Below are 21315 nucleotides of genomic sequence, written 5' to 3'. Positions count from 1 at the left end.
ATGGAAGGGCCGGTCGTGTGGCTAAGCTGATGGGGTTGAGCCAAGCCAGGAGCATTGCCCCCTCAACCTTCTCGCACCGATTGCGGTCGCGGAATGGGATCCTGGTTTTCCGCCTGGGTGGAGCTTTGGATCCCGTTCTCTCTGCTTTCCAACCTGAGCAAGGGCCGCAATCGGGATCCCTGCCAGGGATCCAGGACATCCCGAATTAGCACCTCCTGAATCCACACCTGCAGGATTGCCGCCAAAGGCACGGCCAGGAACAGGCCCAGCACCCCAAAGAAAAAGGCTGAAGTAACTTGAGCTACTAGGGTTAGGGCGGGCAGGAGCGACACCTGTCGGGACATAACGATGGGGGTGAAGACGCTGCTTTCCAACTGCTGGATCAGGATATACAGCCCCAGCACTGCCAAGGACTTCCAAGGGGCATCCGTGAGGGCTACCAGCATGGGGGCTACCACGCTTAAGGTGGGGCCGATATTGGGGATGAAGTTGAACAATCCCGCCAGCACCGCATTGGCCAAGATCAGGGGCACCCCCAAAATCCACAGCCCGATCCCACTCAGCAGCATCACCAAGGTGCTGGTGAAGAGGATCCCCATCAGCCACCCTCGCAGCGCCAGCTCACAGCGCTTGAGGATGTAGCGAATGCGGGGACGGTAAAAGGCCGGGAAAACCGAGACAAAAGCGCGACTGTAGGCTTGGGGATCCGCCAACAACAAAATGGTGAGGATGATTACAAACAATAGGTTGAGCAGGGTGCCAAAAAAGGCAGTGAAGGACTCGGAGAAAAAGTCGCGCACCTGTCGCACCAACTCGGTGGCCTGGGGCACCAAGCTATTGGCCAATTCCCGCAGCGTCGGCAGCTCAATATCCGTCGGCAAAGAGAGAATCAAGCTCTCGAACAGTCGCTGGGCCTGAACGATCCCGGCGGGCACCCCATCGGTAAACAGCCGCCGCAACTGCTCCGCCAGGGGGGGCACCACGATTAGCCCCACCAAGATCGCGGCCACCAAAACCGTCAAACTGGTGATGACAATTGAGGGGCCACGCCGAAAGCCGTAGCGCTGTGGGATCTGGGCCAAGGTATCCAATGCTACTGCCAACACAATGGCCGCGAACACCAACAGCAGGATCTGCCGGATCTGCCAAAGCAGAACTAGCAGGCCCAACAGCGCCCCTAGCCCCAGCCACTGGGCGAAGGTCACCCGCCAGCTCACCTCCTCTCTCGCCCGGTTGTCGCCTATTCTAGATGGGATCCCGACAAGTCCCATCGCTATTCGAGAACCCTGGATGCGCGGTCCTGTCCCTTTAGAAGTGACTTTAGCCGCCCGCAGCAGTGGGATGGAGTTTTTGCTCACGGATGAAGCTCCCCTGCTCTCGGTGGGGGGAGTGTCCCGTTATTTGAAATCGCTGCTGGCCGGGGATCCCTACTTGGTCAGGCTGTGGGTGAGCGGGGAAGTCTCCAGTTGCCAGCGCAACCGCAATGGCCACCTGTTCTTGACCCTAGTCGATCCGGAAACCGGTGACGTTCTCAAGGGGGTGGTCTGGCAGGGCCAAACTTCCAGGCTCAGCTTCTGGCCGGAAGTGGGGCAACAGGTGCTTGCCCTTGGGCAACTTGGCATCTATAGCGGCGGCAGCCATTATCGCCTCGTCATCTGGCAATTGCTGCCTGCCGGGGAAGGGCTGTTGGCGTTGCGATTTCAACAGCTCAAGGCCCGCCTCAGTGCCGAGGGCTTGTTCGACAACCAACGACCTCTGCCTGTTCATCCCCAGTGCATTGCCGTCGTCAGTTCCCCCCACGCTGCCGGCTGGGGAGATATTCGGCGCACCCTCAACCAGCGCTACCCCGGGCTACGGGTGCTGTTCTCCCCAGCTCAAGTGCAAGGGGAGGCGGCCCCGGAATCAATTGTGCGGGCCATTCGCCGGGTGGAACAGGATGGGCGGGCGGAAGTGCTTCTTTTGGCGCGGGGCGGTGGAGCCAGCGAAGATTTGGCCTGTTTTAACGATGAGCGGGTGGTGCGAGCCATTGCCGAATGTCGGATCCCGGTGGTCACCGGGATTGGCCACCAGCGGGATGAAACCCTGGCGGACTACGCTGCCGACTACGCCGCCCATACCCCAACGGCAGCTGCCGAGCGGATCGTGCCGGATCTGGGGGAATTGCAGCGTCAGGGATCCCAGTTGCGCCAGAAGTTGATCGAACGCACCCGCCAAGCTTTGGAAAGGGCCCAGCAGCGTTTGCAGCAGGCCCAACACCACCTGGCTTACGTGCATCCAGAGCGCCTGTTGCAACAGGCCCAGGAGCGCTTGACCCAGCGCCAACATCGCCTGCTCCAAGCCGTGCGCCATCGCCTCCGGCAACACCAACAGCACCAACAGGCCCTACAAGATCGCCTACAAGCTCTCGATCCTGAAGCCATTCTGAAACGGGGCTATGCCCTGGTGCGAAATGAAGAGGGATCCCTGATCCGCACCCATCAACTGCCTCCCCAAACCCGCCTGATGATACAACTGGCCTCGGGAAGCCTATGGGTACGAGTAGAGGAGAGCCATGAGCCGCCGCAAACGTGAGGAGCCGTGGCGCTATGAAGCAGCCATTGCCGAGGTGGAAACTTTGATTGCCCAGATTGAATCGGGGGAACTGGATCTGGCGGAAGTGGTGGAGCGCTTTCAACAGGCCGCCCAAACCCTGAAAACCTGCGCGGACTTCCTGGAGCAAAAGCGGCAGCAGGTGGAGATCATCATCGAGCAATTGGGCCAAGAGGAAGAAGACCTGCCCGAATCATAGGGATCCCACCTGATCATTCCCCCTGCACTGCTGTCGCCATTCTGCTTCACTATGGATGGTCGTTGGATGGTTGTCTTTATCCTTGCGCCCCCATGCCCGCAAAGATCCTCGATGGCAAAGCCTTAGCCGCCCGCTTGCAAGCGGAGATGGCCGCCCAAGTGCAAGCTTGGATACCCCAGGTGGGGCGGCCACCGGGATTGGCAGTGCTGCGGGTTGGAGAGGATCCCGCCAGTGCGGCTTACGTGCGCGGCAAAGAGCGGGCCTGTGAGCGGTTGGGCATTGCTTCTTTTGGCCGACATTTTTCCGCCCAAGACTCCCCTGCCCATTTGCTCGACACCATCGACCAACTCAATCAGGACGAGCGGGTGGATGGCATCCTCGTCCAACTGCCCCTGCCCCCCGGCTGGGATCCCATCTCCCCCCTTCTGGCCATCAATCCCGACAAAGATGTGGATGGACTCCATCCCCTCAACCTGGGCCGGCTGTTGCGCGGCGAGCCCGGCCTACGCAGTTGTACCCCTTTGGGCGTGATGCGCCTGTTGCAGGCAGAAGGGATCCCGATTGCAGGCCGAAAGGCAGTGGTGGTTGGTCGCAGCATCTTGGTGGGCAAGCCCTTGAGCTTGATGTTGTTGGCCGCCGATGCGACGGTCACCCTAGCCCACTCCCGCACCCCCGACTTGGCAGAAGTGACCCGCGCCGCCGACATTGTGGTGATGGCCGTGGGCCGCCCCCGCCTATTGAGGGCAGACATGGTGAAACCCGGCGCGGTGGTCATCGACGTTGGCATCAACCGCATCGAGACCCCCACCGGAGCCGAGCAATTGGTAGGAGATGTGGACTATGAAGCGGTCAAAGAGTTGGCCGCTGCCATCACGCCCGTACCGGGAGGCGTAGGGCCGATGACGGTAACGATGCTGCTGGCCAACACCCTACAGAGCTATAAACTGCGCAGCCACTTGTGTAGTCATTATTAAACAGGAATGAAACATTTCTGTTGCATTGTTCCCTAACTTCCCTCTCTCTCTGGGAGAAGAGCTGGGGTTGGTCGCGGCAGCGGCACAGAGCGCTTGGGGAGTGTCTCAATCTAGCTTGAAATGACTATGGTTTGGAGACTGTTCTCAAAATGTTCTGTTGCTTGGATCCTCCCCCTTTGGCCCAGAAGAGTGAGGAATGGAGAAGTTGCCCCAGAGGAGTTTGAGGTGACCGCTGCAAATGTCCAAGCTGCGCGCGGAGCATGACTCTAGTCAATAATAAGCTCAACTATACTGAAAATAATGTATAATATGTTCAGTACGGATTACTACCAGTTGATCTTTCTGTTTACTTTCGAGTCTGCCAACATGGTAGCCAAAGCAAAGCAGAAAATTGGTAGTAAGACGACACGGAAACTGCGCTTTGGGTATTCTACTCAAAGCTTTGCGGGATACCGCCATTCTGTTTGGACTCCGTCCCGCTAACGCGAATGGAAACAAACAGAATGCTATCGCTGCATAGTTGAACAGTGATGTTCAGCAGTGTTCAGCGTAAATGTATCAGCACCCTAAGGCTGCAAGATCATCGACCAGGAGCCGCTCTCCCCATCCCAAAACGGGGCCAGAGACTCTCCCACCACATTGGGCCCCCAATAGCGGCGGGTTCCATCCAGGGCGAAAGCCACCACAATGTCTCCGGGGCCGATTTGCAGCGGTTCCTCTCCCAAGCTCAGCAGCAATCCCTCGCTCCCCCCCTCTCCAGGGGCAAAGTCCCAGTGGGCCGTTTCCGGATTGATCATCCGTTCGCCGCTGCGCATCAAGATCACCAGCCGAACCGGATGGGGCGTGCGATTGCCGACCCGAAAGGGTCCCGTACGGGCGGAGGTGGGGACAGCCTGGGGGGGCAAGGCAGGTTCTGAGGGCAGAACAGGGACAACATTCCCCTCAACGGAATCCTCCAAGGCTTTCAGCGTCGGTTTCTCCAGAGTCTGTGCCCTCAATCCCTGCACGAGAACCCCTACCCCAACCAGAGCGGCAGACAACACTAGGGATCCCTTGCCCCTCAAAGCTCTGTTCAGCAATGGGCCGCCGGCGAAAAAAGAGGCAACAGCCTGAGCGAATGAGCAGATCAAGACGCACATCGAGACCACTGCAAGCCAAAGTGATACGTGTCGAGTTAGACAAAAGGCATCAACTGCTGCCCTACCCCTGATAGACCAGCCATACGCGTACAGAGTTCCATCAGAGGATAACGCCCCCACCGTGCAGAACACGATCGTTCAGCTACGTTAACACGTCCATTCCTCTATTCCCTGTGCTTTGGAGGAACAAGGAATAAGGGATCCCCCGCCCCAGACCAGGCTGAAACCAGTTTGGATCGCCTTCAGGGATTCACGGCCCGACGCTGCCACCCTTGGGAGGTACGTTCGTACACCGTCCGCAATTGGGGATAGATCTGATCCCCCTTAAGCTGCAAGTGATCCACCTCTGTTGGCTCCAGCAGTAATGCCACAAAAGTCTGCGGGGGCAGCGGATCTTTCTCTTTCGGCAACTCTTGAATAAAAGCCTCTGGCGGGGCGAGCGGCCCCTTAGGTTCCGGCCAAAACCAGAGGAGCCGTCCTTTTTCCGATATCTGTTGCCACAACTGCTGCCGCTGGCGCTGGGCCTGGGGATCCGGATGATCGGCGGCGATGGCCTCAAGGGTGCCAGCGATGCGGAATTGTTCGCGGGTTTTGCAGAAATACCAGCAGATCTGGGCTTGGGGGCAGTGGGCAATTTGTTGGATCTTCTCGCTACGACTATCCACCGCCAATTGAATGCGGTCGGTATCGCCCAAAAACCCCCGGAAAACCACCGTGCGGTTGCGCGGATGCCCCTGGGGATCCACCGTGGCCAATTGCAAATACCGCACACCGGGATCGCTACGGTTACGGTGCAGTGCCGCCTGAATCAGCGCCCGCCAAGAGGGATCCGCAGTAGAATTGCCCTTCGGGTCTTTCATCCGTTTTTCGCAAGGTGCAAGCAAGCCGGGATTGGGGTTTTCTCTCCCTGACGCGATCAGCTAGGGGGTGGAGAAGCCTCAGATTGGGAGTCTCTGGAGTGCCTTGGTGAGGACTCCGCACCGCCGACGCGACCAGAGCTGGGATCTGGCTCGGTTGGGCTAATGGGATGAAAGTGGTGCTCTACCCAGCCCTCCGGCGGCCCCTCAAACCGCTCCGGCACTGGCTGCTTTACCTGCAATCCCCGCAACACCGCGTTGAGATAGGCGCTATCCCAGCTAAAGAAGCGGCTTTCGCGGATTTTGTGCCACACCGAGCGGGACATCAGCAACGTCCGCTCCACATCTCGAGCCCCCAGCTTGAGCAAGAACTCCTCCCGTTCCGGCTGGTAATCGGTGGAGGCCAAGGCCAGAGATTGCGGCGGATGAGCCTGAGTAAGCTGGGCCATCTTGGCCATGAGTTCGGGGTAAAGCCAAGTGTAGGCAGGGTGAACCGTAAGCTTGGCCACATGAGGTTGCTGCCCGGTGCGATCCAACTTCAAGTTGAAGTAGCCGATGGCGGTTTTGCGTTCGGGCTCGTAAACACACACTTCCACCCGCTCCGTCTGGCTAATGGCGCATTTGGCCTGCTCCAAAAGCCAATCCAGTGGGCTAGTGCGAAAATCGTTCACCTCACGGTCGTACACCTGGCGCACAGTGGCCGGCATGGATCCCGTATCCAGTTGGTAGATGGCATAGGCATCCCGGTTGGTCACCGGCACCAGGTTGGGCAATTTGGGCTCGTGCTGGCTGAGAGCTGCCAGAATATCGGCTGGAACCGACCAGTAGGTGATCTGAGCCAAGGGTTGGAAGCCGTTGCGCCGGTAGAGCGCCATTGCCCCCTTGTTGTGGATGTTCACCTCCAGGATCCAGGTGCGAGCTTCCCGAAAGTGCTCCATGCAGTGCTTGAGCAGCCGGGATCCCACCCCCTGGCGCTGGGCAGAGGGCGCTACCGCGATATGGTCGACCCGCCAGGTGCTGCGGGAATGGTTGAAGGGGGAAACCTGAATCACTCCCTGAATCTTGCCCTCCAGCTCCGCCACATGCACCGTAAACATGTGCTGAAAGCGATTGGGAAACAGGGTCAGGGTTTTCAGGGGCCCATACCACTGGCGCAACCGCCGCACTTGGCGACGAATATCCACCGAGCGGCTGCCGTACTCTTCATCAAAGGCTTGAGCCAAAATCTCTTCCACAGCCTCCAGATCCCCCAGTTGGGCGGGGCGAATGATCAGTTCAGGGGCACCAATGGGGGCTTCGGCATCCGGGTCGGGTCTTGCTGTGGTGTTGTCCATGCCAATCGCAGGCGGGAGAATATTCAAAGCATAGCTCAGGCTCTCTTGCTTTTTCTAACCGGGAGGATCGTTCTGCAACAAAGCTTGAAAGCCTACAGATCGGCTTTCCCGTTATCGAGAAAGGCTTGGCCGCCAAGAAGGGCGTGAACTCAGCCTCCCGGTAGCTGCCCAACAGTGACGAACGGGAGAGCTGGCCCCCTACCCTGCTGGGGTCAATGCCGGGTCGCTCACGCCCCAGTGTCCAGCAAGGTCAAGTTGCTGAAGGTGAAGCGCTTCTCCACAGGGCCGGTTTCCGTCTCCGTCTGGATACGCCGCTCCGAGAGGATGTAATACTTGCCCACTTTTGTGTACAGATCCTCGAATTGGCTGCGCCCGCCTTTTTGCTCGCCCGTTTGGGGATCGTGATAGACGGAATCGTAGCGGTGGGAAAGATAGCCTTCGCCGGTATCGTGGCTGCTGAAGGTGTGGATGGTAACCACCACTCCGTGGATATGCCGATGCACCATGGTAACCTGGTTATCGCGCACGTGGTAGCGATCCCCTTCGGCTTTGCCCCCCACCAGGATCTCTACTGTGCCATCGGGCAGGGTTTGGCCGTAACGGAAAGTGTTGTTCCCATGGGTCTCGTCGAAGCTGCGGCGCACCCGGTGAATGGCAATCTCCCAGAGTTGGTTGTGAATGGCTTTTCGAGCTTCCTCATCTTCTACGCCCGTAACGGTGGCCTTTAGGTCTGCCCCCACTCGCACCTGCCCAACGAATGTGCGCTCCCCATCCCAATAGGTGACCTCGGCGCTGTAGCCCGGGAAAGCGGGATCCCAGGTGTAGCGGTTTTCATAGGCGGCCCGAAACAACTCTTGGGCAGAGACTTGAGTGGCGATCATCGGCTGTCTCCCATCGTTATTGCAAGTGCTTCTCATGAGTATCATACTGCTTCTTGCCGCTGGGCTAAACCCCATCCGGCTGTGCTGAGGATCCCCGTCTGCTGAAGACGGTCTTTCTCAAAAAGCAGCAGGGATCCCCATTTTGCCGGTAGGCTGAGGCCCATCCCAACCTAACCTCCAACGCGAGGCATCTTTGAGATTTTTATCTCTTCATCTCTAGATGCACGGAGGTCGGTCGGCTTTCCTCAGCGCACTGTGGGATGCTCCCAGGTGTCTTGAGGATGACAAGGCTTCGGCTTTGTCCAGGTCGGCGGGACAGATCCCTTTGGCCGAGTTGCCGGAACTGCTGTCGCAAACCAGGAACTTGGGTAAGATGAGGGCAGCATCGACAGCCCTTCTCTTCCTTCCTCTACCGAGTTTCTGCTTGCGCATTTGGCTGCTTCTCTCTCCAGAGTATTTCCTGGAAAGAGGCCGCCTTTCCTATGTGCATTCTTTGTTAGGTGAGGAGGAAGATTGAGAGACTTCACTGATCGTGCTCCGCACGGCGCAGAGCCGCAGCATGTCGGTAGGATAGAGTCCTTGGGATCTTCGCCAGGCTTGACCGGAATTGCACCCTCACCTGAGATGATGGGGCCAGTGCTGCAGATAACCGGCAAGCAGACCCTAAGTGGCCACATCCCCATTGGCGGGGCGAAAAACTCTGCCTTGGCGCTGATGGCCGGGGCCATCTTGGCTCCTGAGGCTTGTCGAATTCACAATGTGCCCCGTCTGCTGGACATTGAACGCATGGGACAGATCCTGGCCACGCTGGGAGTTAAGGTTTCCCATGTTGGCAATACCCTCGACCTGGATGCCAGCTCCCTGAAAACCTCTCAAGCTCCCTATGAATTGGTCAGCCAGTTGCGGGCCAGCTTTTTCATCATAGGGCCTCTGTTGGCGCGGCTGGGGGTGGCCAGAGTTCCCTTGCCCGGCGGCTGTGCGATCGGGTCTCGTCCTGTGGATCTGCATGTGCGGGGTCTACAAGCCTTGGGGGCGACGGTACAAATCGAGCATGGGGTGGTTCATGCCTATGCCCGTAAACTGTTGGGAACCCGTATTTACCTGGACTATCCCAGCGTCGGTGCCACCGAGACCTTGATGATGGCCGCTACGCTGGCGGATGGAGAAACGGTGATCGAGAACGCCGCCCAAGAGCCGGAGGTGGCGGATCTAGCCCGTTTTTGTCAAGCCATGGGGGCCCGCATTCGCGGTGTCGGCACCAATACGGTTGTGGTGGTAGGGGTGCCCCGCTTGCATGGAACAGAGTACACGGTCATTCCCGACCGCATCGAGGCCAGCACCTATCTCATTGCCGGGGCCATTACCCGCTCTCACCTCACGGTTGGCCCTGTCATTCCCGATCATCTGCGGGCGGTGATCGCCAAGTTGCAAGCGATGGGGCTGCGGGTGGAAGAGGAAGGCCCAAACCGGCTGCGCATTGCCCCGGCTCAACTGAGCTCAGGCTGGCTGTGTCAGGCAACCGATATTCAAACGCTGCCCTATCCTGGTTTCCCCACCGATGTGCAGGCGCCGATCATGGCCTTGGCCGCCTTGAGCGAGGGCAGTTGCACCATTGAGGAGACGGTGTTTGAAAACCGCATGCACCACATTCCCGAGCTGAATCGCATGGGAGCCGATATTCGCCTGAAGAACCGAGTGGCCCTGATCCGAGGGGTGCCGTCCCTTTCCGGCGCTCCGGTGGTGGCTACCGACCTGCGGGCGGGTGCGGCCCTGGTGTTGGCCGGTCTGGCGGCTGAAGGCTGCTCCACGATCCACGGATTGCACTACATCGACCGGGGCTACGAAGCCATTGATGAAAAGCTGCGCAGTGTCGGGGCCAAGGTGTACCGCAGCGAAAGCCCGACAGCGCAATTGGGGAAATGAGCCGTTTCACCGCCGTTTGAAGTTTGAAGAAATCGTTGCATCTCTCCCTGCCTATCGCCTGGCCACAATGCGCGGCGACCGCTTGCTGGGTGAGCTTTCCAGCCATGTTGCAAGTATCGAGTCGTCCGGTGGCTCAACGCAGTCGGGTTGAGTATCTTAGTTCAGAGGTGGTGGGGAGGCAAAGCATGGGGATCCTGACAGGCAGCAAACGACGCTGGATAAGATGGGCTGCCGGTGTGCTGGCAGCAGGAGCGGCTCTGGGTGGGGCCGTCTGGGGCTTCTACACCTCATCCTGGGCAGAAACCGCGGAGGTGGCCTCTGCACCAGAAGACAGGGATCCGGCGCAACTGCCTCAAACTTCCACAGTGGCCTTTCTGCAAGCCTATGCAGCGCTACAGGCCGGCCAAGCGCAATCTGCCTTGAAGCATTTGCAGGGGCTGGAAGAGAGCCTGCCGGTTCTGAGGGAAGAGATTTGGAAGCTCAGGGCCCAAGCCTATGAACAGTTGCAGGACAAGGAAACAGCCCAAGGGATCTGGTGGCCCAAGATTTTGCAGGAATATCCCCACAGCCCTGTCGCTGCCTATGCCCTCTGGGGGATGGACCAGGTGGATCGGCTGCGGCAGCAATTTCCCACCCATCCGCTGACCGGACGTGCCCTCAAGCATTTGCTGGAGCTGGATCCCGACCGCTATGACCTGCTGCGGGATTTGGCCCAACATCACCCGCAAACCCCTGGGCTAACGCCGTTGCTGGATCGCTGGCGGCAGGCTCAAGAGGGATCCCTCACGGCTTCCGACTGGCAGATCCTCGCCGATGCCTACTGGGAGCAACGGGAGTACGGCAAAGCTGCCCGGGCCTATGGACGTGCCCCCGCCACCTCTCAGAACCTCTACCGCTGGGGTCGCAGCCACCAGATCTCGCGGGAGTTTCCTCAGGCCAGAGCGGCTTACCAAGCGCTGCTGGCACAGTTCCCCGATGGGCCAGAGGCTTCCCTCACCCGTCGCCGTTTGGCGGAACTGAGCGACCTGCCGACGGCAATTGAACTCCTCCGACAGGTGGGATCCGGCTCAGATAAAGAAGCTCCAGAGGCGTTGCTCAGCCTCAGCCAGCTCTATGATCGCAACGCCAGCCCCCAATCGGCCCAAGCCACCCGGCAAGCCCTTTGGGATCGCTTTCCGGCCAGCGAAGCTGCGGCCAACGCCGCCTGGACGGTGGCCTGGAGCCAAGCGCAAGCAGGCAATCTCAGCCAAGCCATCGCCCTAGCTCAACAGATTGGATCCGCCCAGCGGGACACGGAAATGGGGGCACAACTGCTCTACTGGGCGGGCAAATGGCGGGAACAGCAGGGGGATGTCGCTGCGGCTCGGCAAACCTATCGGCAGGTGCTGCGGCAGTTTCCCCACACCTACTACGGCTGGCGGTCGGCAGTGCAACTGGGCTGGCCGGTGGGGGATTTCTACAGCGGGCGCAAAAGAGTGGAGGTGGATTTTCAGCCGGTGCGCCAACCGTTGCCGGGGGTCTCGGCGGCCACGCAGACCCTGCATTTGATGGGAGCCAGCCAACTGGCCTGGGAACGCTGGCAGGGCGAAACTCCGGTGCAGCGGGATCCCCGCCAGATGAGCGTTGCCGAGCGCTTTGTCACGGGCATTTTGCGCAACAGCGCCGGAGATCACCTGCGGGGCATTAACCAGGTGGCTGCTTTGCGCTTCAGCGAAGAGCCGGATCCCCTGCTGGAGACGTTGAGGCAGCGCCAAGATTTCTGGCAGGCCATCTATCCGCTGCACTACTATGCGGGCCCCGACAATTCCTGGAGCGGGGATCCCTACGCCCAACCCGGTATGGCCCGCTGGTCGCGGCAATTTAACCTCAATCCCTTGATGGTGGCGGCTCTGATCCGGCAGGAATCCCGCTTTGAGCCGGAGATCGTCTCGGCCTCGGGGGCTTTGGGCTTGATGCAGGTGATGCCCGCCACCGGGCGCTGGATTGCTCAGCAGATCGGCCTGGCCCAGTACAGCCTCACTAACCCCGCCGACAATCTCTACCTGGGATCCTGGTACTTCGACTACACCCACCGCACCTATCAAGACAACACCTTGCTGGCCCTGGCCAGCTACAATGGTGGCCCCGGCAACGTGGCCAGATGGCTGAACCGCTTTGGCTTCGAGGATCCGGATGTGTTTGTGGAGCAGATCCCCTTCCCCGAAACTCGGGGCTATGTGAAGTCCGTGTTTGGCAACTACTGGAACTACTGGCAGCTCTACACCCAGGAGGGGCGCACTCTGGTCAGCCAGCGACTGCATAACCCCTCGTCTTCTTCATGACTTCCGGTTTTGTCGCGGGAGTGCTGCCGTAGAGGGAGTGGGCTTTTTTCCCACAGTATTCTGGGAGAGTTACAGTTATTCCAAGATTTGGCAGTCAAGATTTGACAGTGCCGTTCGCGCTGACAGGACGGGGTTCTATGGTCTCTGGGTTTGAACAACAGGAGGGCGTTTGCGTTAGCGGTGCGGAGCACTATCGCGTTAGCGGTGCGGAGCACTATCAGGGGGCGGCAGAAAAGCAGACTGCCCGACAGGAATTGGCCGTGGATTTTATTCGCCATGGCATAGCCGAGGAACCCCGGCCAGAAGTCGAGGATGCCTTTCGGGCCCTTACAGACGAAGGTCGCAGGCGCTGCCGCAAGATTGCCCGCCAGCTCAAGAACATGGGCTGGAGGTGGGATCTCCTGCTCACCAGTCCCTTGGTGAGGGCTCGACAGACCGCTGAGATCTTTTTGGACGAGAACCTGGCCGAAGCTGTGGAGGTGTTTGAGCCGCTGGCTCCGGGCGGCAGTTTTGCTGACCTGGTGCGCTGGCAAGCAGAGCGGGAACCTCTGGCGTCTTTGGCTCTGGTCGGTCACCAGCCGGATCTGAGCCTGTGGGTACAAGCGGCTGTTGGTCTAAACCCGGCCAACGCCCACGCGATCACCCTCAAAAAAGCGGGCCTAGCCCAAGTGCGCTTTGCCGAAGGCCGGATTGACTACCGCCAGGGATCCCTGACTTTGTTGCTCTCCCCCAAGGTGGTGCTGCGCTGAGAAGAAGCTGGCTCATCATGATAAACGCCCAACGAGTCGGCCAGAGGTTGTGCCCCTAGGTTCAGCGCTGAGAGGAGGTCAGCCGCTCTCCCAGCAATTGCACACAATAGGCCGCCAGCCCCAACCCCACCATGGCAAACATGAAGGCAATCAGGGAAACGGAACCGACCAGCAGGTAGCGCACCAGAATGCTGATTCCGCGGGCCAACGATCCAATCTCCACCTCAATTGGCGGCAACTTGGCCAACATCGAGAGCAGCAGTTGAAAGAACCCGTAGCCCAAACTGACGGCGATGGCGGCCCCCAAGAGGGCACTGAAAGGATGGGGGGATCCCTGTGGAGAAGAAGACATGGGGCAGCACCGGAAAACTCACCTTTATTCTAGGCTGCAGGTACAATGTGGAAGTTTCTTTTCTTTCCGGCAAGCCTAGGGGTTATGGAGAGCGGATCGGGAGTGGGATCCCACTACGAAGTTTTGGGCGTTTCCGTGGGGGCGACGGCGGAGGAGATCAAGTCCGCCTACCGTCGTTTGGTCAAGTATCACCATCCCGATAGCCTGCTGGCCAAAAAAGATCGGGCCACCGCTGAGCGCATCCGCCAGATCAACGCTGCCTACGCGGTGCTCAAGGATCCCCAATCTCGCCGCGAATACGATCGGCAACTGCACTCCAGCCGCACCTCACCCCGCCCCCAGCCGACGGGATCCCCCCGTGAAACCGTCAGCCACGAAGCCATCGCCCGTGCAGCCTGGATCCGACAGGTCTACACCCCTCTAAACCGAGTGTTGGGGCCCTTGTTGTCTTCCCTAAAGCCTCAGTTGAATGCTTTGGCGGCGGATCCCTTTGATCCCGACCTGTTGGAGTCCTTCGCCACCTATTTGGAAGAGTGTAGCCAGAAACTGGCCCAAGCTCAGCAGATCTTTGGCCGCCTCCCCAATCCCAGCAGCCTGGGGGGAGTGGCTTCTCGCCTCTACTACGCCCTCAACCACCTAGAGGACGCTCTAGAGGAGCTGCAGTATTTCCCCCTGAACTTCGACGACCGCCATCTGCACACCGGACAAGAGCTGTTTCGCCGGGCAGGGGGGCTGCGCCTGGAAGCTATGGAAGCTTACGCCAAGAGTTCACCCTAAGCCAGAGCGGGATCCCCCCCTGGGCAGAGAGGGGCGAGGATCATAGGGGATGGGGATGTACTGCACGGAAGGGCGGCCCATGGTGGCCTGTGGGTACAAGTCCATCAGGGCATAGATTTGGGGTGGCAACTCAGTAGAAATGGGCAGGCCCAACCTTTGGGCTTCTTCGGCAGTGATCGGGTAGTCGTGGGTAACTTGTCCACTGGTTAGGTACTGGATGAGGGGCTCGATGCGTTCGGGGGCAATTTTGCGCTTGGGCACATCGTCCTTCAGGAGATCCCGCACGAAGTTCTGTACCTGTTGCATCGCTTTGCGGGCCAGATCTGCCAGGATCAAGGTTTGGTCATCGATTTCGGCAATGGGTTTATCCGCCACCACCTGCAGAATACTGGCGGCAGCATACCCCCCCAACTGTGGATCCACCGGCCCCAGGACTGCATTGGCATCCATGACGATTTCGTCGGCGGCCAGGGCCAGCATCGTCCCCCCCGACATGGCGTAGTGGGGCACAAACACTGTCACTTTGGCCGGATGGCGGATCAAGGCGCGGGCAATTTGCTCCGTGGCCAGCACCAGGCCACCGGGGGTATGCAAAATCAAATCAATCGGGGTATTGGGTGGAGTGAGGCGAATCGCCCGCAATACCTGCTCGGAGTCCTCGATGCTGATGTAGCGGGAAACCGGGATCCCCAAAAAACTGATCGACTCCTGGCGGTGAATGAGCAGAATCACCCGGCTGCCCCGCTTTTGCTCCAACTCCCGAATGGCCATCAAGCGCCGGAACTCTTGGGCACGACGGTTCAGCAGAGGTTGCAAAGAGCTGAAGATCAGAAAAATCCAGAACAGGCTGCCCCAGTCCACTTTCACACCTCAAGTGGGATCCCTTTGACTCCAGCATAGGGGATCCAAAATCTTCGGCGATCCCTGAGCCTCATGAGTTGGGTTCAGACGCCGCAAAAAAGCGATCCAAAGCCTGCAGCAAATCCGGTACGGAAGCTTGGTCAATCCAGGATCGAATATAAGCCTGCTGCTCCGCCAAGTTTTCAATGCGGCCCAACTTTTGCATGGCCAAGTAGCGGGTTTCTGCCGCGGCGCGATTGGTTTGCAAGTCCAGCCGCTGCTCCGGGGTAAGCGGATACTCTGTTTGGGCCAACAGGTGATCGGCCACCATCATGAACAGCAGAGGCCCCGCCAATTCCACCTGGGGCTCGGCTTCTGGCTCAGAATCGGCAGCAGCGAGATCTTGGAGATCTTGAAGGAGATCCTGCCCCAGTTGCAGCAGCTCTTCTGCCGAAGCCGCCCGCAGCACCGTCTCGGCAGTGGCCCGGAGCGGCTCTGGGGAAACCCTGTGGTGGATGGCCAATTCCGCCAGGGCCTGTTCCCATTGATCCCGTTGGGCTTGCACCACAGCCCGCTCTTCTGGGGAAAAGTCCAACCGCTCCAGCACCACCTCCAGAGCCACAGCCCCCACCAACAGAGGGGGAAAGCGCAGCACCGTAGAGGCAGATCCCGCCTGCTCCAAAAAGGTTTCCAAATCCGGGCCGGATCCCCTGTCCAGCAAGTCCTGCAAGTAGGCCAACACCTCTTGAGGCGAGGTCAACCTGAGGATCCCTCGCACCTGTGCCCGCAAGTCTGCCGGGATCCCAAGGAGCTGCACCTGGGCTTCGGCCCGCGCCTGTGCTTCTGCGATCAACTCCGGCAAATCCGCCGTCGCCTGACCGGCCTGCAGCAAAACCCGGCTGGAATCTCGCAACAGACTGGCCGCCTCCACAAACAGCAGCACCTGCGGGACTTGCAGCGTTGGCCAAACCATGCTAGCCAAGCTGTGGATCCGCAGGGGATCCCTCCGATTCTGGATTGGCTGGCGCAGCGGGGTGAGCTGAAGTGGGCTTGTGCCAGCGCAGACCAATCAGAGCATCGTACAAAAAGCCCCAAAACTCTCCCTTCTCCCAGATCCCCAGCGTTTGCTGGCAGTTGCGCGCGTCCAGCTCAGGTTTGGCTGCCCAGTAGGCTGCTTGGTATTTGTACCAGGGAACAGAAGGCCAGAGATGGTGGATCAGGTGATAGTTTTGCCCCAACAGCAGAATGTTGGTCAGCCATCCGGGATAGACGCGGGCATTGTACCACCGCTCTTGGGATTGAAAAGGGCGATGGGGCAGGTAGTCAAAAAACAAGCCCAGCAAGAACCCCATGATAAAGGCAGGGGGTAGCCAATAGTTCATGATGTAGTCGGTGTAGCCGAAGTAGCTGGCCAGACCAAAGGTCAGGATAACCACCAGCCGACTCAAGCCCCACTCCAGCAGATCCCAGCGACCTTTCCGCCAGAGCTGCCGCTTAAAGAAAAACACCTCATGGTAGAAAAACCGCGGCGCGATCAGCCACAGCGGCCCTCCCGTTGAGACATAGTGATCGGGATCGTCTTCAGGATGGTTGACGTGGGCATGATGCTGCATGTGTACCCGCTTAAAGACGGGATAGACAAAACCCTGCAACAGGGCAGAGCCGTGTCCGAGCGCCTCGTTCAGAAAGCGGTTGCGGTGGGCCGAGCCATGGGAAGCATCGTGAATCACCGTGCCCAAAACGTAGAGGGCCACAAAATTGAGCCAGAACACCATCCATTTGGGCCAGTGCCAAAAGGCGTACCCGCCAAAGCAAGAGGCCGAAAGCACCACCGCAGCCAAAAACATCAGCAAGGTGGGATTCCAAAATTCTGAGGGTGGCCCCAACAGCTCACGAGGCAATGCGAAGGGTTTGTGGGCCGATTCAGCAGTAGCAGCAACAGTCATCGGCAGCCATCCTTAGGTGCGCACAGTGCAGACAGAGAGGATGGGTCGAGGCAGCGCGTCCCAGTCATCACACCGAAAAGAGATCGAAGAGATAAGTTTGTTAACTTTCGTTAGTATACGGCAGAGGCCTGCCCAGCTTCTCAGCCCAAGCCTCATTTTCCTATCAACCACAGCCCTGGGGGCACCTTCTTCTCCTACCTAGAGGATTCCTGCAGGATCCCGGCAATAGCAAACCGTCCCTGAAGCCGGAGAAAAGCCGTAGTGTGAGGTTCTGTTGCAGCCTCTGTTGCAATTCATGTGTAGATCGCCAGGGGATCCCATCCGGGGTTCAGCAGGAGCGGTAATCTAAGGGTCGGTCAACCTGAGTTGAGGACGAAAACCATGATGCCTGTTGTCGCGCCGCTGGCTTTGACCGCTCAAACCAGCCCCTGGTCCCCCCTGAGCGCCGTGATCATTCTGCTCTGCACAGGGCTGGCTTACCTGAGCTTCAAATCCTCCTCTGGAGTGGCCTCAGAGACTGGGCCGGTACTGGGAATGACCTGGCCAGAAGTCATCGGGGTTGCCAGTTTTGGCCACTTGCTGGGGGTGGGGGTCGTTTTGGGCCTCTCCAACATTGGCGTTCTTTAGGCTGACGCGAACGGAAGAGGGAACGCCTGGGGAAATAAGCACCGCTGTCGTGGAGGGACAACCCAACACAGTAAGTGCTGTCGCAGAACCAGGAACCAGAATCCCTTGCCTGTAGGCAGGGGGGTATGTCAAGTTTCTTGAACTTGGCCGGGATCCCTGCTTGGTGATGTTACACTCTATTTCGATTCTGAAAAAAGCAGTTCCTTCAGCCGCGTTTTCCCCTGAGGTTTGTTGCCATGTCAGCGATGATGCTCCTGGCCAGTTTGCCGGAAGGCTATGAATTGTTTGACCCGCTGATCGACATTTTGCCGATCATCCCTGTTCTGTTTTTCCTGCTGGCCTTTGTCTGGCAAGCGGCAGTGGGCTTCAAGTGAAGCCATCGCTCCTGCTGAGGTCTTGTCCGGAGGAAACTCAGGCAGGGCCGAGGTGCTTCCCCCCAGCTCCTCTCCCAGGTTGGGGGGTTTGTTGCTATACCCCGGCAAAAGCGACAAGCCGTCTTGTCACTGGTCAAAAACGTAAATGCCAATGACTCCCAAAACTGGGCCAGGGATCCGGCGCTAGGGTTCGCGGTCGAGGACACCGGTAATCCAGAGAACCCCTGCCAAGCAGACGAAGTGGGCAAACGTCACGTTGATGTTGGCGGCCAGCAGCAGCACTCCTGTCACCTGGTTGGCCTGGGTGCGGGAAAACATGCGCGCCAACAGCTCGCCCACTTGGGCTTCCATACCAATCAGAGCGAGGAAGGCCCCAATGAGGCTGATATAGGTGACCAACTGCAACTGCTTGGGCAGATCCAATTGGCTTAAGGCATCGGCAGAAGCTGAGCGGCGCTCCGCGTGGAGCAAGTAGCGCCAGTTGAAAAATAGACCGGCTGCCAGGGTGAGCAACGTAAACAAGGTGAACCAGAAGGCGATGATAGCCCCCAGCGAGTCATCTCGATAGACGGTATTCTGGCCAATTAAAAAGCCGAACCACAGCAGCAGCGCCGTCGCCCCCAAGATCGCCTGGAACCAAAACCCGAAGCGACGAGTCAGGCGCAAGCGAGACTTCATCCGCTCGACAGCCGCCCGCACTGACGGCGACATGGGCTCGTTCATCTTTTTCCCCCGCTCGACTGGATGAACAGCAACTTCCGCTTCCAGCCTATCTTTATCCTCTGGCCCCAGTCACTTTTATCGGGCTGGCGGTTGGGGATCCTCGCTTTGCAGGCGGAGAATTTCGGCCTCAATGCGCTGTTGCAAAGCTTTGCCCTCTTCGGAGCGGATCAAGAGTGTAATGCGGTTGTAGTCGGGCACAGTCATACCGTGGCGAGTGATGATCTCGGTCGCGGTGCGGATGAATTCTCGCCGGATTTGATCTTTGCTGGCTGGGTCGTTTGTGGCTTGGGAGCGCTTTTGGGCCTCTTGCCGGTGGGGCTCCATCTCCAAGACGATACGGGCGTACATTGTTACCTGCTCATCGCTCAACACCACAGAGGTGGTGGGGGTTTGAGCCACGGCCAGAGAGACAGTGAGCACAGGGATCCAAGTGCAAACCCAGATCAAACCCACCAGCCCTTTTTGGGCCACGCTTTGGATTGGAAATGCCGTCCACCATCTCCGACTTGCTTTGCCTGACACCGCTGATGTCTCCCCACCCGCCAACTGTTGCTCAGGTTGCCTAGGGTTTTTGTGAGCTTTCGGCCCCACGCCGGTTCAACACTCTGATGAACCCCGCGGGCTTCGATCCTATCTGCTCCTCTCTGTGAAAGCCCAGGGCGTCGTCCACGCTGACAACTGAGCTTGCTTTTCCATTTGACCGAAAACTGGTCTTTAGGTTCCAGTTCCAGTCCCTTTCCAGCCTATCTGACACCCAGAAGGGAGTGGCCTCTGGGATAATGGGGATGAATTGTTGGTTATTGCCCCTATGCATTTGGAACGTCGCCCGGTTTTCCCGTTTACGGCCATCGTCGGCCAAGAGGAGATGAAATTGGCCTTGCTCCTCAACGTGATCGACCCGCGCATTGGCGGGGTGCTGATCATGGGGGATCGCGGCACGGGCAAGTCCACCACCATCCGCGCTTTGGCCGACCTGCTGCCCCGGATCGAGGTGGTGAAAGGGGATCCCTTCAACAGCCACCCGCGGCAGCGGGACTTGATGAGCGATCAAGTGTGGGAGCGCCTGCAGGCGGGAGAAACGCTGGAAAGCACTTGGATCCAGGTGCCGATGGTGGATCTGCCCTTGGGGGCAACAGAAGACCGAGTGTGTGGCACTCTCGACATTGAGCGGGCCTTGGCTCAGGGGGTGAAGGCTTTTGAGCCAGGGCTACTAGCCAAGGCCAATCGAGGCATCCTTTACGTGGATGAAGTCAATTTGCTGGATGACCACTTGGTGGATGTGTTGCTGGATGCGGCGGCCTCAGGCTGGAACACCGTGGAACGGGAGGGCATTTCCATTCGTCATCCGGCTCGGTTTGTGCTGGTGGGATCCGGCAACCCGGAAGAGGGGGAATTGCGGCCTCAACTGCTGGATCGCTTTGGCATGTTTGTCCAGATCGAAACGGTGCGAGATGCCGCCCTGCGGGTGCGGATCGTGGAGGAGCGCAGCCAGTTCGACGCCGATCCCCAGGCTTTTTTGGCCAAGTATGCCGATTCCCAGCAGCGCCTGCGGGAGCGCATCGAAAAAGCCCAACATCTTTTGCCCAACGTGGCAGTGGATCCCGACTTGCGCTTGAAGATCTCTGGGGTATGCGCGGCTTTGGAGGTGGATGGACTGCGCGGAGACATTGTAACCAACCGGGCTGCCAAAGCCCTGGCAGCTCTAGAGGGGCGCAGTGAGGTCACCGTCGCCGATATCCGTCGGGTGATCAGCCTGTGTTTGCGTCACCGCCTGCGCAAGGATCCCTTGGAAACCATCGACTCCGGCTACAAGGTGGAAAAAGCCTTCAGCGAAGTGTTCCAGGTGAGCCTAGAGAGCGCCGCCTAGCCCTCACCCCCCAGCCCCTCTCCCAGGGGGAGAGGGGAGTAGGGTGGCTGCTAGCTTGTCGGCAATGGCGGCAATCCAGGTTTGCTCCTGCCGGCTGAAGCTGCGTGGGGTATCGCTCCCCAAAATCAAGCACCCTCGCTGGCCGATGGGCTGGCACAGCACGGCCTGGGATCCGGGGGGCAACAGGCCATCGAACTCGGCGCGGGCCGGGAACAGCTTGAGATCCACCAAATACACGGGCCGCCCCGTCTGCAAGACCCGCTGTAAAACGCTCTTGGGCTGAATCGAGGGCATCTGGCCGGGGGTGGCTAGGATCCCCCGTTGCAGGAGGGTTCGCCCACCCACCCAGATCACCACGGTGCGGGCGGCGGTGGTGCTGAGCAGGGTATGGGAGGCCCAAGCCAGCTCCAGTTTCTCGCTTTCGGAAAGATCGGGATGCCAATCACAGCCGGGGATCCCCTGCAGGGGGGCCGTTTGGGGTGGAAGAGGCTGGATCTGCTGCCACAGCAGGCCGGTCAGGATCAAAACGGCGCTGAGGAGGATCCCCAAGGCATCTGAGCGGGACTGGCTGGTGAGCAATTCCGGCGTAAAGGCCAGTCGATTGATGACCAAGAGGGCGCTGCCCAAAAGGCCGGTCACCAGAGGCAGCCGCCTCACCCAGCGATTGGGATCCCTGGGGGCTGGAGTGGGTTCAACCGTCAAGGCAGGCTAGGCATAACCTAGAGGAAGTAACGGGAGAGAAGGGAGAAGCTGATACATTTACGCTGAACACTGCTGAACATCACTGTTCAACTATGCAGCGATAGCATTCTGTTTGTTTCCAAACAGAATGGCGGTATCCCG

The 21315-nt window shown here is 59.1% G+C and carries 23 protein-coding genes; 10 read left to right on the top strand and 13 right to left on the bottom strand.

Annotated elements, in window-relative coordinates:
* Positions 1–62: 62 nt before the first annotated feature.
* Positions 63–1271 (bottom strand): AI-2E family transporter, encoded by a 1209-nt coding sequence (locus tag ACVWVQ_RS12535; protein ID WP_457508771.1) that lies wholly within the window; start codon positions 1269–1271, stop codon positions 63–65.
* Between the two features lie 70 nt (positions 1272–1341).
* Between ACVWVQ_RS12535 and xseA the strand changes: the two genes are divergently transcribed.
* The 3 genes from xseA (at position 1342) to folD (ending at position 3762) form a co-directional block, all read left to right on the top strand.
* Positions 1342–2571 (top strand): exodeoxyribonuclease VII large subunit, encoded by a 1230-nt coding sequence (gene xseA, locus ACVWVQ_RS12530; protein ID WP_457508780.1) that lies wholly within the window; start codon positions 1342–1344, stop codon positions 2569–2571.
* The gene (xseB, locus tag ACVWVQ_RS12525; protein ID WP_011431761.1) at positions 2552–2788 is read left to right on the top strand and encodes an exodeoxyribonuclease VII small subunit; all 237 of its coding nucleotides are present in this window, start codon (positions 2552–2554) and stop codon (positions 2786–2788) included. Before xseA ends, xseB begins: the two co-directional genes overlap by 20 nt.
* A 92-nt stretch (positions 2789–2880) precedes the next feature.
* Positions 2881–3762: a bifunctional methylenetetrahydrofolate dehydrogenase/methenyltetrahydrofolate cyclohydrolase FolD gene (folD, locus tag ACVWVQ_RS12520; protein ID WP_457508769.1), complete on the top strand. Its 882-nt coding sequence runs from the start codon at positions 2881–2883 to the stop codon at positions 3760–3762.
* Positions 3763–4328: 566 nt separating this feature from the next.
* On the opposite strand, the gene ACVWVQ_RS12515 is transcribed toward folD, so the two are convergent.
* From ACVWVQ_RS12515 to ACVWVQ_RS12495, 5 genes are all read right to left on the bottom strand, one after another.
* Complete coding sequence (locus ACVWVQ_RS12515) at positions 4329–4805, bottom strand: hypothetical protein (protein WP_457508767.1); 477 nt, start codon at positions 4803–4805, stop codon at positions 4329–4331.
* 338 nt (positions 4806–5143) lie between these two features.
* Positions 5144–5761 (bottom strand): Npun_F5749 family FMN-dependent PPOX-type flavoprotein, encoded by a 618-nt coding sequence (locus tag ACVWVQ_RS12510; protein ID WP_457508766.1) that lies wholly within the window; start codon positions 5759–5761, stop codon positions 5144–5146.
* Between the two features lie 56 nt (positions 5762–5817).
* Entirely contained in the window at positions 5818–7119 is a 1302-nt protein-coding gene (locus ACVWVQ_RS12505) for a GNAT family N-acetyltransferase (protein WP_457508764.1), read from the bottom strand.
* Positions 7120–7319: 200 nt separating this feature from the next.
* A complete protein-coding gene (locus ACVWVQ_RS12500; RefSeq protein WP_011431766.1) occupies positions 7320–7973 on the bottom strand; it encodes a DUF3386 domain-containing protein in 654 nt (217 codons plus the stop codon).
* Between the two features lie 41 nt (positions 7974–8014).
* The gene (locus ACVWVQ_RS12495) at positions 8015–8137 is read right to left on the bottom strand and encodes a hypothetical protein (RefSeq protein ID WP_414357486.1); all 123 of its coding nucleotides are present in this window, start codon (positions 8135–8137) and stop codon (positions 8015–8017) included.
* 460 nt (positions 8138–8597) lie between these two features.
* On the opposite strand from ACVWVQ_RS12495, the gene murA reads away from it, so the two are divergent.
* The 3 genes from murA to sixA all read left to right on the top strand — a co-directional run bounded on the left by murA (position 8598) and on the right by sixA (position 12966).
* Positions 8598–9896: a UDP-N-acetylglucosamine 1-carboxyvinyltransferase gene (murA, locus tag ACVWVQ_RS12490; RefSeq protein ID WP_414357494.1), complete on the top strand. Its 1299-nt coding sequence runs from the start codon at positions 8598–8600 to the stop codon at positions 9894–9896.
* Positions 9897–10000: 104 nt separating this feature from the next.
* Positions 10001–12217, top strand: a complete 2217-nt coding sequence (locus tag ACVWVQ_RS12485) for a lytic transglycosylase domain-containing protein (protein ID WP_457508762.1) — start codon at positions 10001–10003, stop codon at positions 12215–12217.
* Between the two features lie 137 nt (positions 12218–12354).
* A complete protein-coding gene (gene sixA / locus ACVWVQ_RS12480) occupies positions 12355–12966 on the top strand; it encodes a phosphohistidine phosphatase SixA (RefSeq protein WP_457508760.1) in 612 nt (203 codons plus the stop codon).
* 61 nt (positions 12967–13027) lie between these two features.
* Here sixA and ACVWVQ_RS12475 read toward each other — a convergent pair whose 3' ends face one another.
* Positions 13028–13318, bottom strand: a complete 291-nt coding sequence (locus tag ACVWVQ_RS12475) for a DUF3082 domain-containing protein (protein WP_414408575.1) — start codon at positions 13316–13318, stop codon at positions 13028–13030.
* An 84-nt stretch (positions 13319–13402) separates the two neighbouring features.
* On the opposite strand from ACVWVQ_RS12475, the gene ACVWVQ_RS12470 reads away from it, so the two are divergent.
* Entirely contained in the window at positions 13403–14095 is a 693-nt protein-coding gene (locus ACVWVQ_RS12470) for a J domain-containing protein (protein ID WP_457508758.1), read from the top strand.
* On the opposite strand, the gene ACVWVQ_RS12465 is transcribed toward ACVWVQ_RS12470, so the two are convergent.
* From ACVWVQ_RS12465 to ACVWVQ_RS12455, 3 genes are all read right to left on the bottom strand, one after another.
* On the bottom strand, positions 14087–14956 hold the full coding sequence (locus ACVWVQ_RS12465) for an SDH family Clp fold serine proteinase (protein WP_414350282.1): 870 nt from the start codon (positions 14954–14956) through the stop codon (positions 14087–14089). The two genes, ACVWVQ_RS12470 and ACVWVQ_RS12465, sit on opposite strands and share 9 nt — an antisense overlap.
* Positions 14957–15026: 70 nt before the next feature.
* Entirely contained in the window at positions 15027–15908 is an 882-nt protein-coding gene (locus tag ACVWVQ_RS12460; protein WP_414357495.1) for a hypothetical protein, read from the bottom strand.
* A 1-nt stretch (position 15909) separates the two neighbouring features.
* Positions 15910–16881: a fatty acid desaturase gene (locus ACVWVQ_RS12455; protein WP_457508757.1), complete on the bottom strand. Its 972-nt coding sequence runs from the start codon at positions 16879–16881 to the stop codon at positions 15910–15912.
* Between the two features lie 381 nt (positions 16882–17262).
* Between ACVWVQ_RS12455 and psaK the strand changes: the two genes are divergently transcribed.
* Together psaK and ACVWVQ_RS12445 are read left to right on the top strand one after the other, a co-directional pair.
* Complete coding sequence (gene psaK, locus ACVWVQ_RS12450; RefSeq protein WP_414332568.1) at positions 17263–17508, top strand: photosystem I reaction center subunit PsaK; 246 nt, start codon at positions 17263–17265, stop codon at positions 17506–17508.
* 236 nt (positions 17509–17744) lie between these two features.
* On the top strand, positions 17745–17882 hold the full coding sequence (locus ACVWVQ_RS12445) for a photosystem II reaction center protein K (RefSeq protein WP_414350277.1): 138 nt from the start codon (positions 17745–17747) through the stop codon (positions 17880–17882).
* A gap of 183 nt (positions 17883–18065) precedes the next feature.
* Here the strand turns inward: ACVWVQ_RS12445 and ACVWVQ_RS12440 are convergent, their stop codons facing one another.
* Together ACVWVQ_RS12440 and ACVWVQ_RS12435 are read right to left on the bottom strand one after the other, a co-directional pair.
* Entirely contained in the window at positions 18066–18605 is a 540-nt protein-coding gene (locus tag ACVWVQ_RS12440) for a DUF3611 family protein (RefSeq protein ID WP_011431777.1), read from the bottom strand.
* Between the two features lie 75 nt (positions 18606–18680).
* Positions 18681–19025: a DUF4168 domain-containing protein gene (locus tag ACVWVQ_RS12435; protein WP_238376835.1), complete on the bottom strand. Its 345-nt coding sequence runs from the start codon at positions 19023–19025 to the stop codon at positions 18681–18683.
* Between the two features lie 388 nt (positions 19026–19413).
* Between ACVWVQ_RS12435 and bchI the strand changes: the two genes are divergently transcribed.
* Entirely contained in the window at positions 19414–20472 is a 1059-nt protein-coding gene (gene bchI / locus ACVWVQ_RS12430; RefSeq protein WP_414350299.1) for a magnesium chelatase ATPase subunit I, read from the top strand.
* Positions 20473–20475: 3 nt separating this feature from the next.
* Here bchI and ACVWVQ_RS12425 read toward each other — a convergent pair whose 3' ends face one another.
* Positions 20476–21174, bottom strand: a complete 699-nt coding sequence (locus ACVWVQ_RS12425; RefSeq protein ID WP_457508755.1) for a cofactor assembly of complex C subunit B — start codon at positions 21172–21174, stop codon at positions 20476–20478.
* Positions 21175–21315 lie beyond the last annotated feature (141 nt).

Source organism: Thermostichus sp. MS-CIW-36 (assembly GCF_054059035.1).
This window is presented reverse-complemented; position numbering and strand designations above follow the sequence as displayed.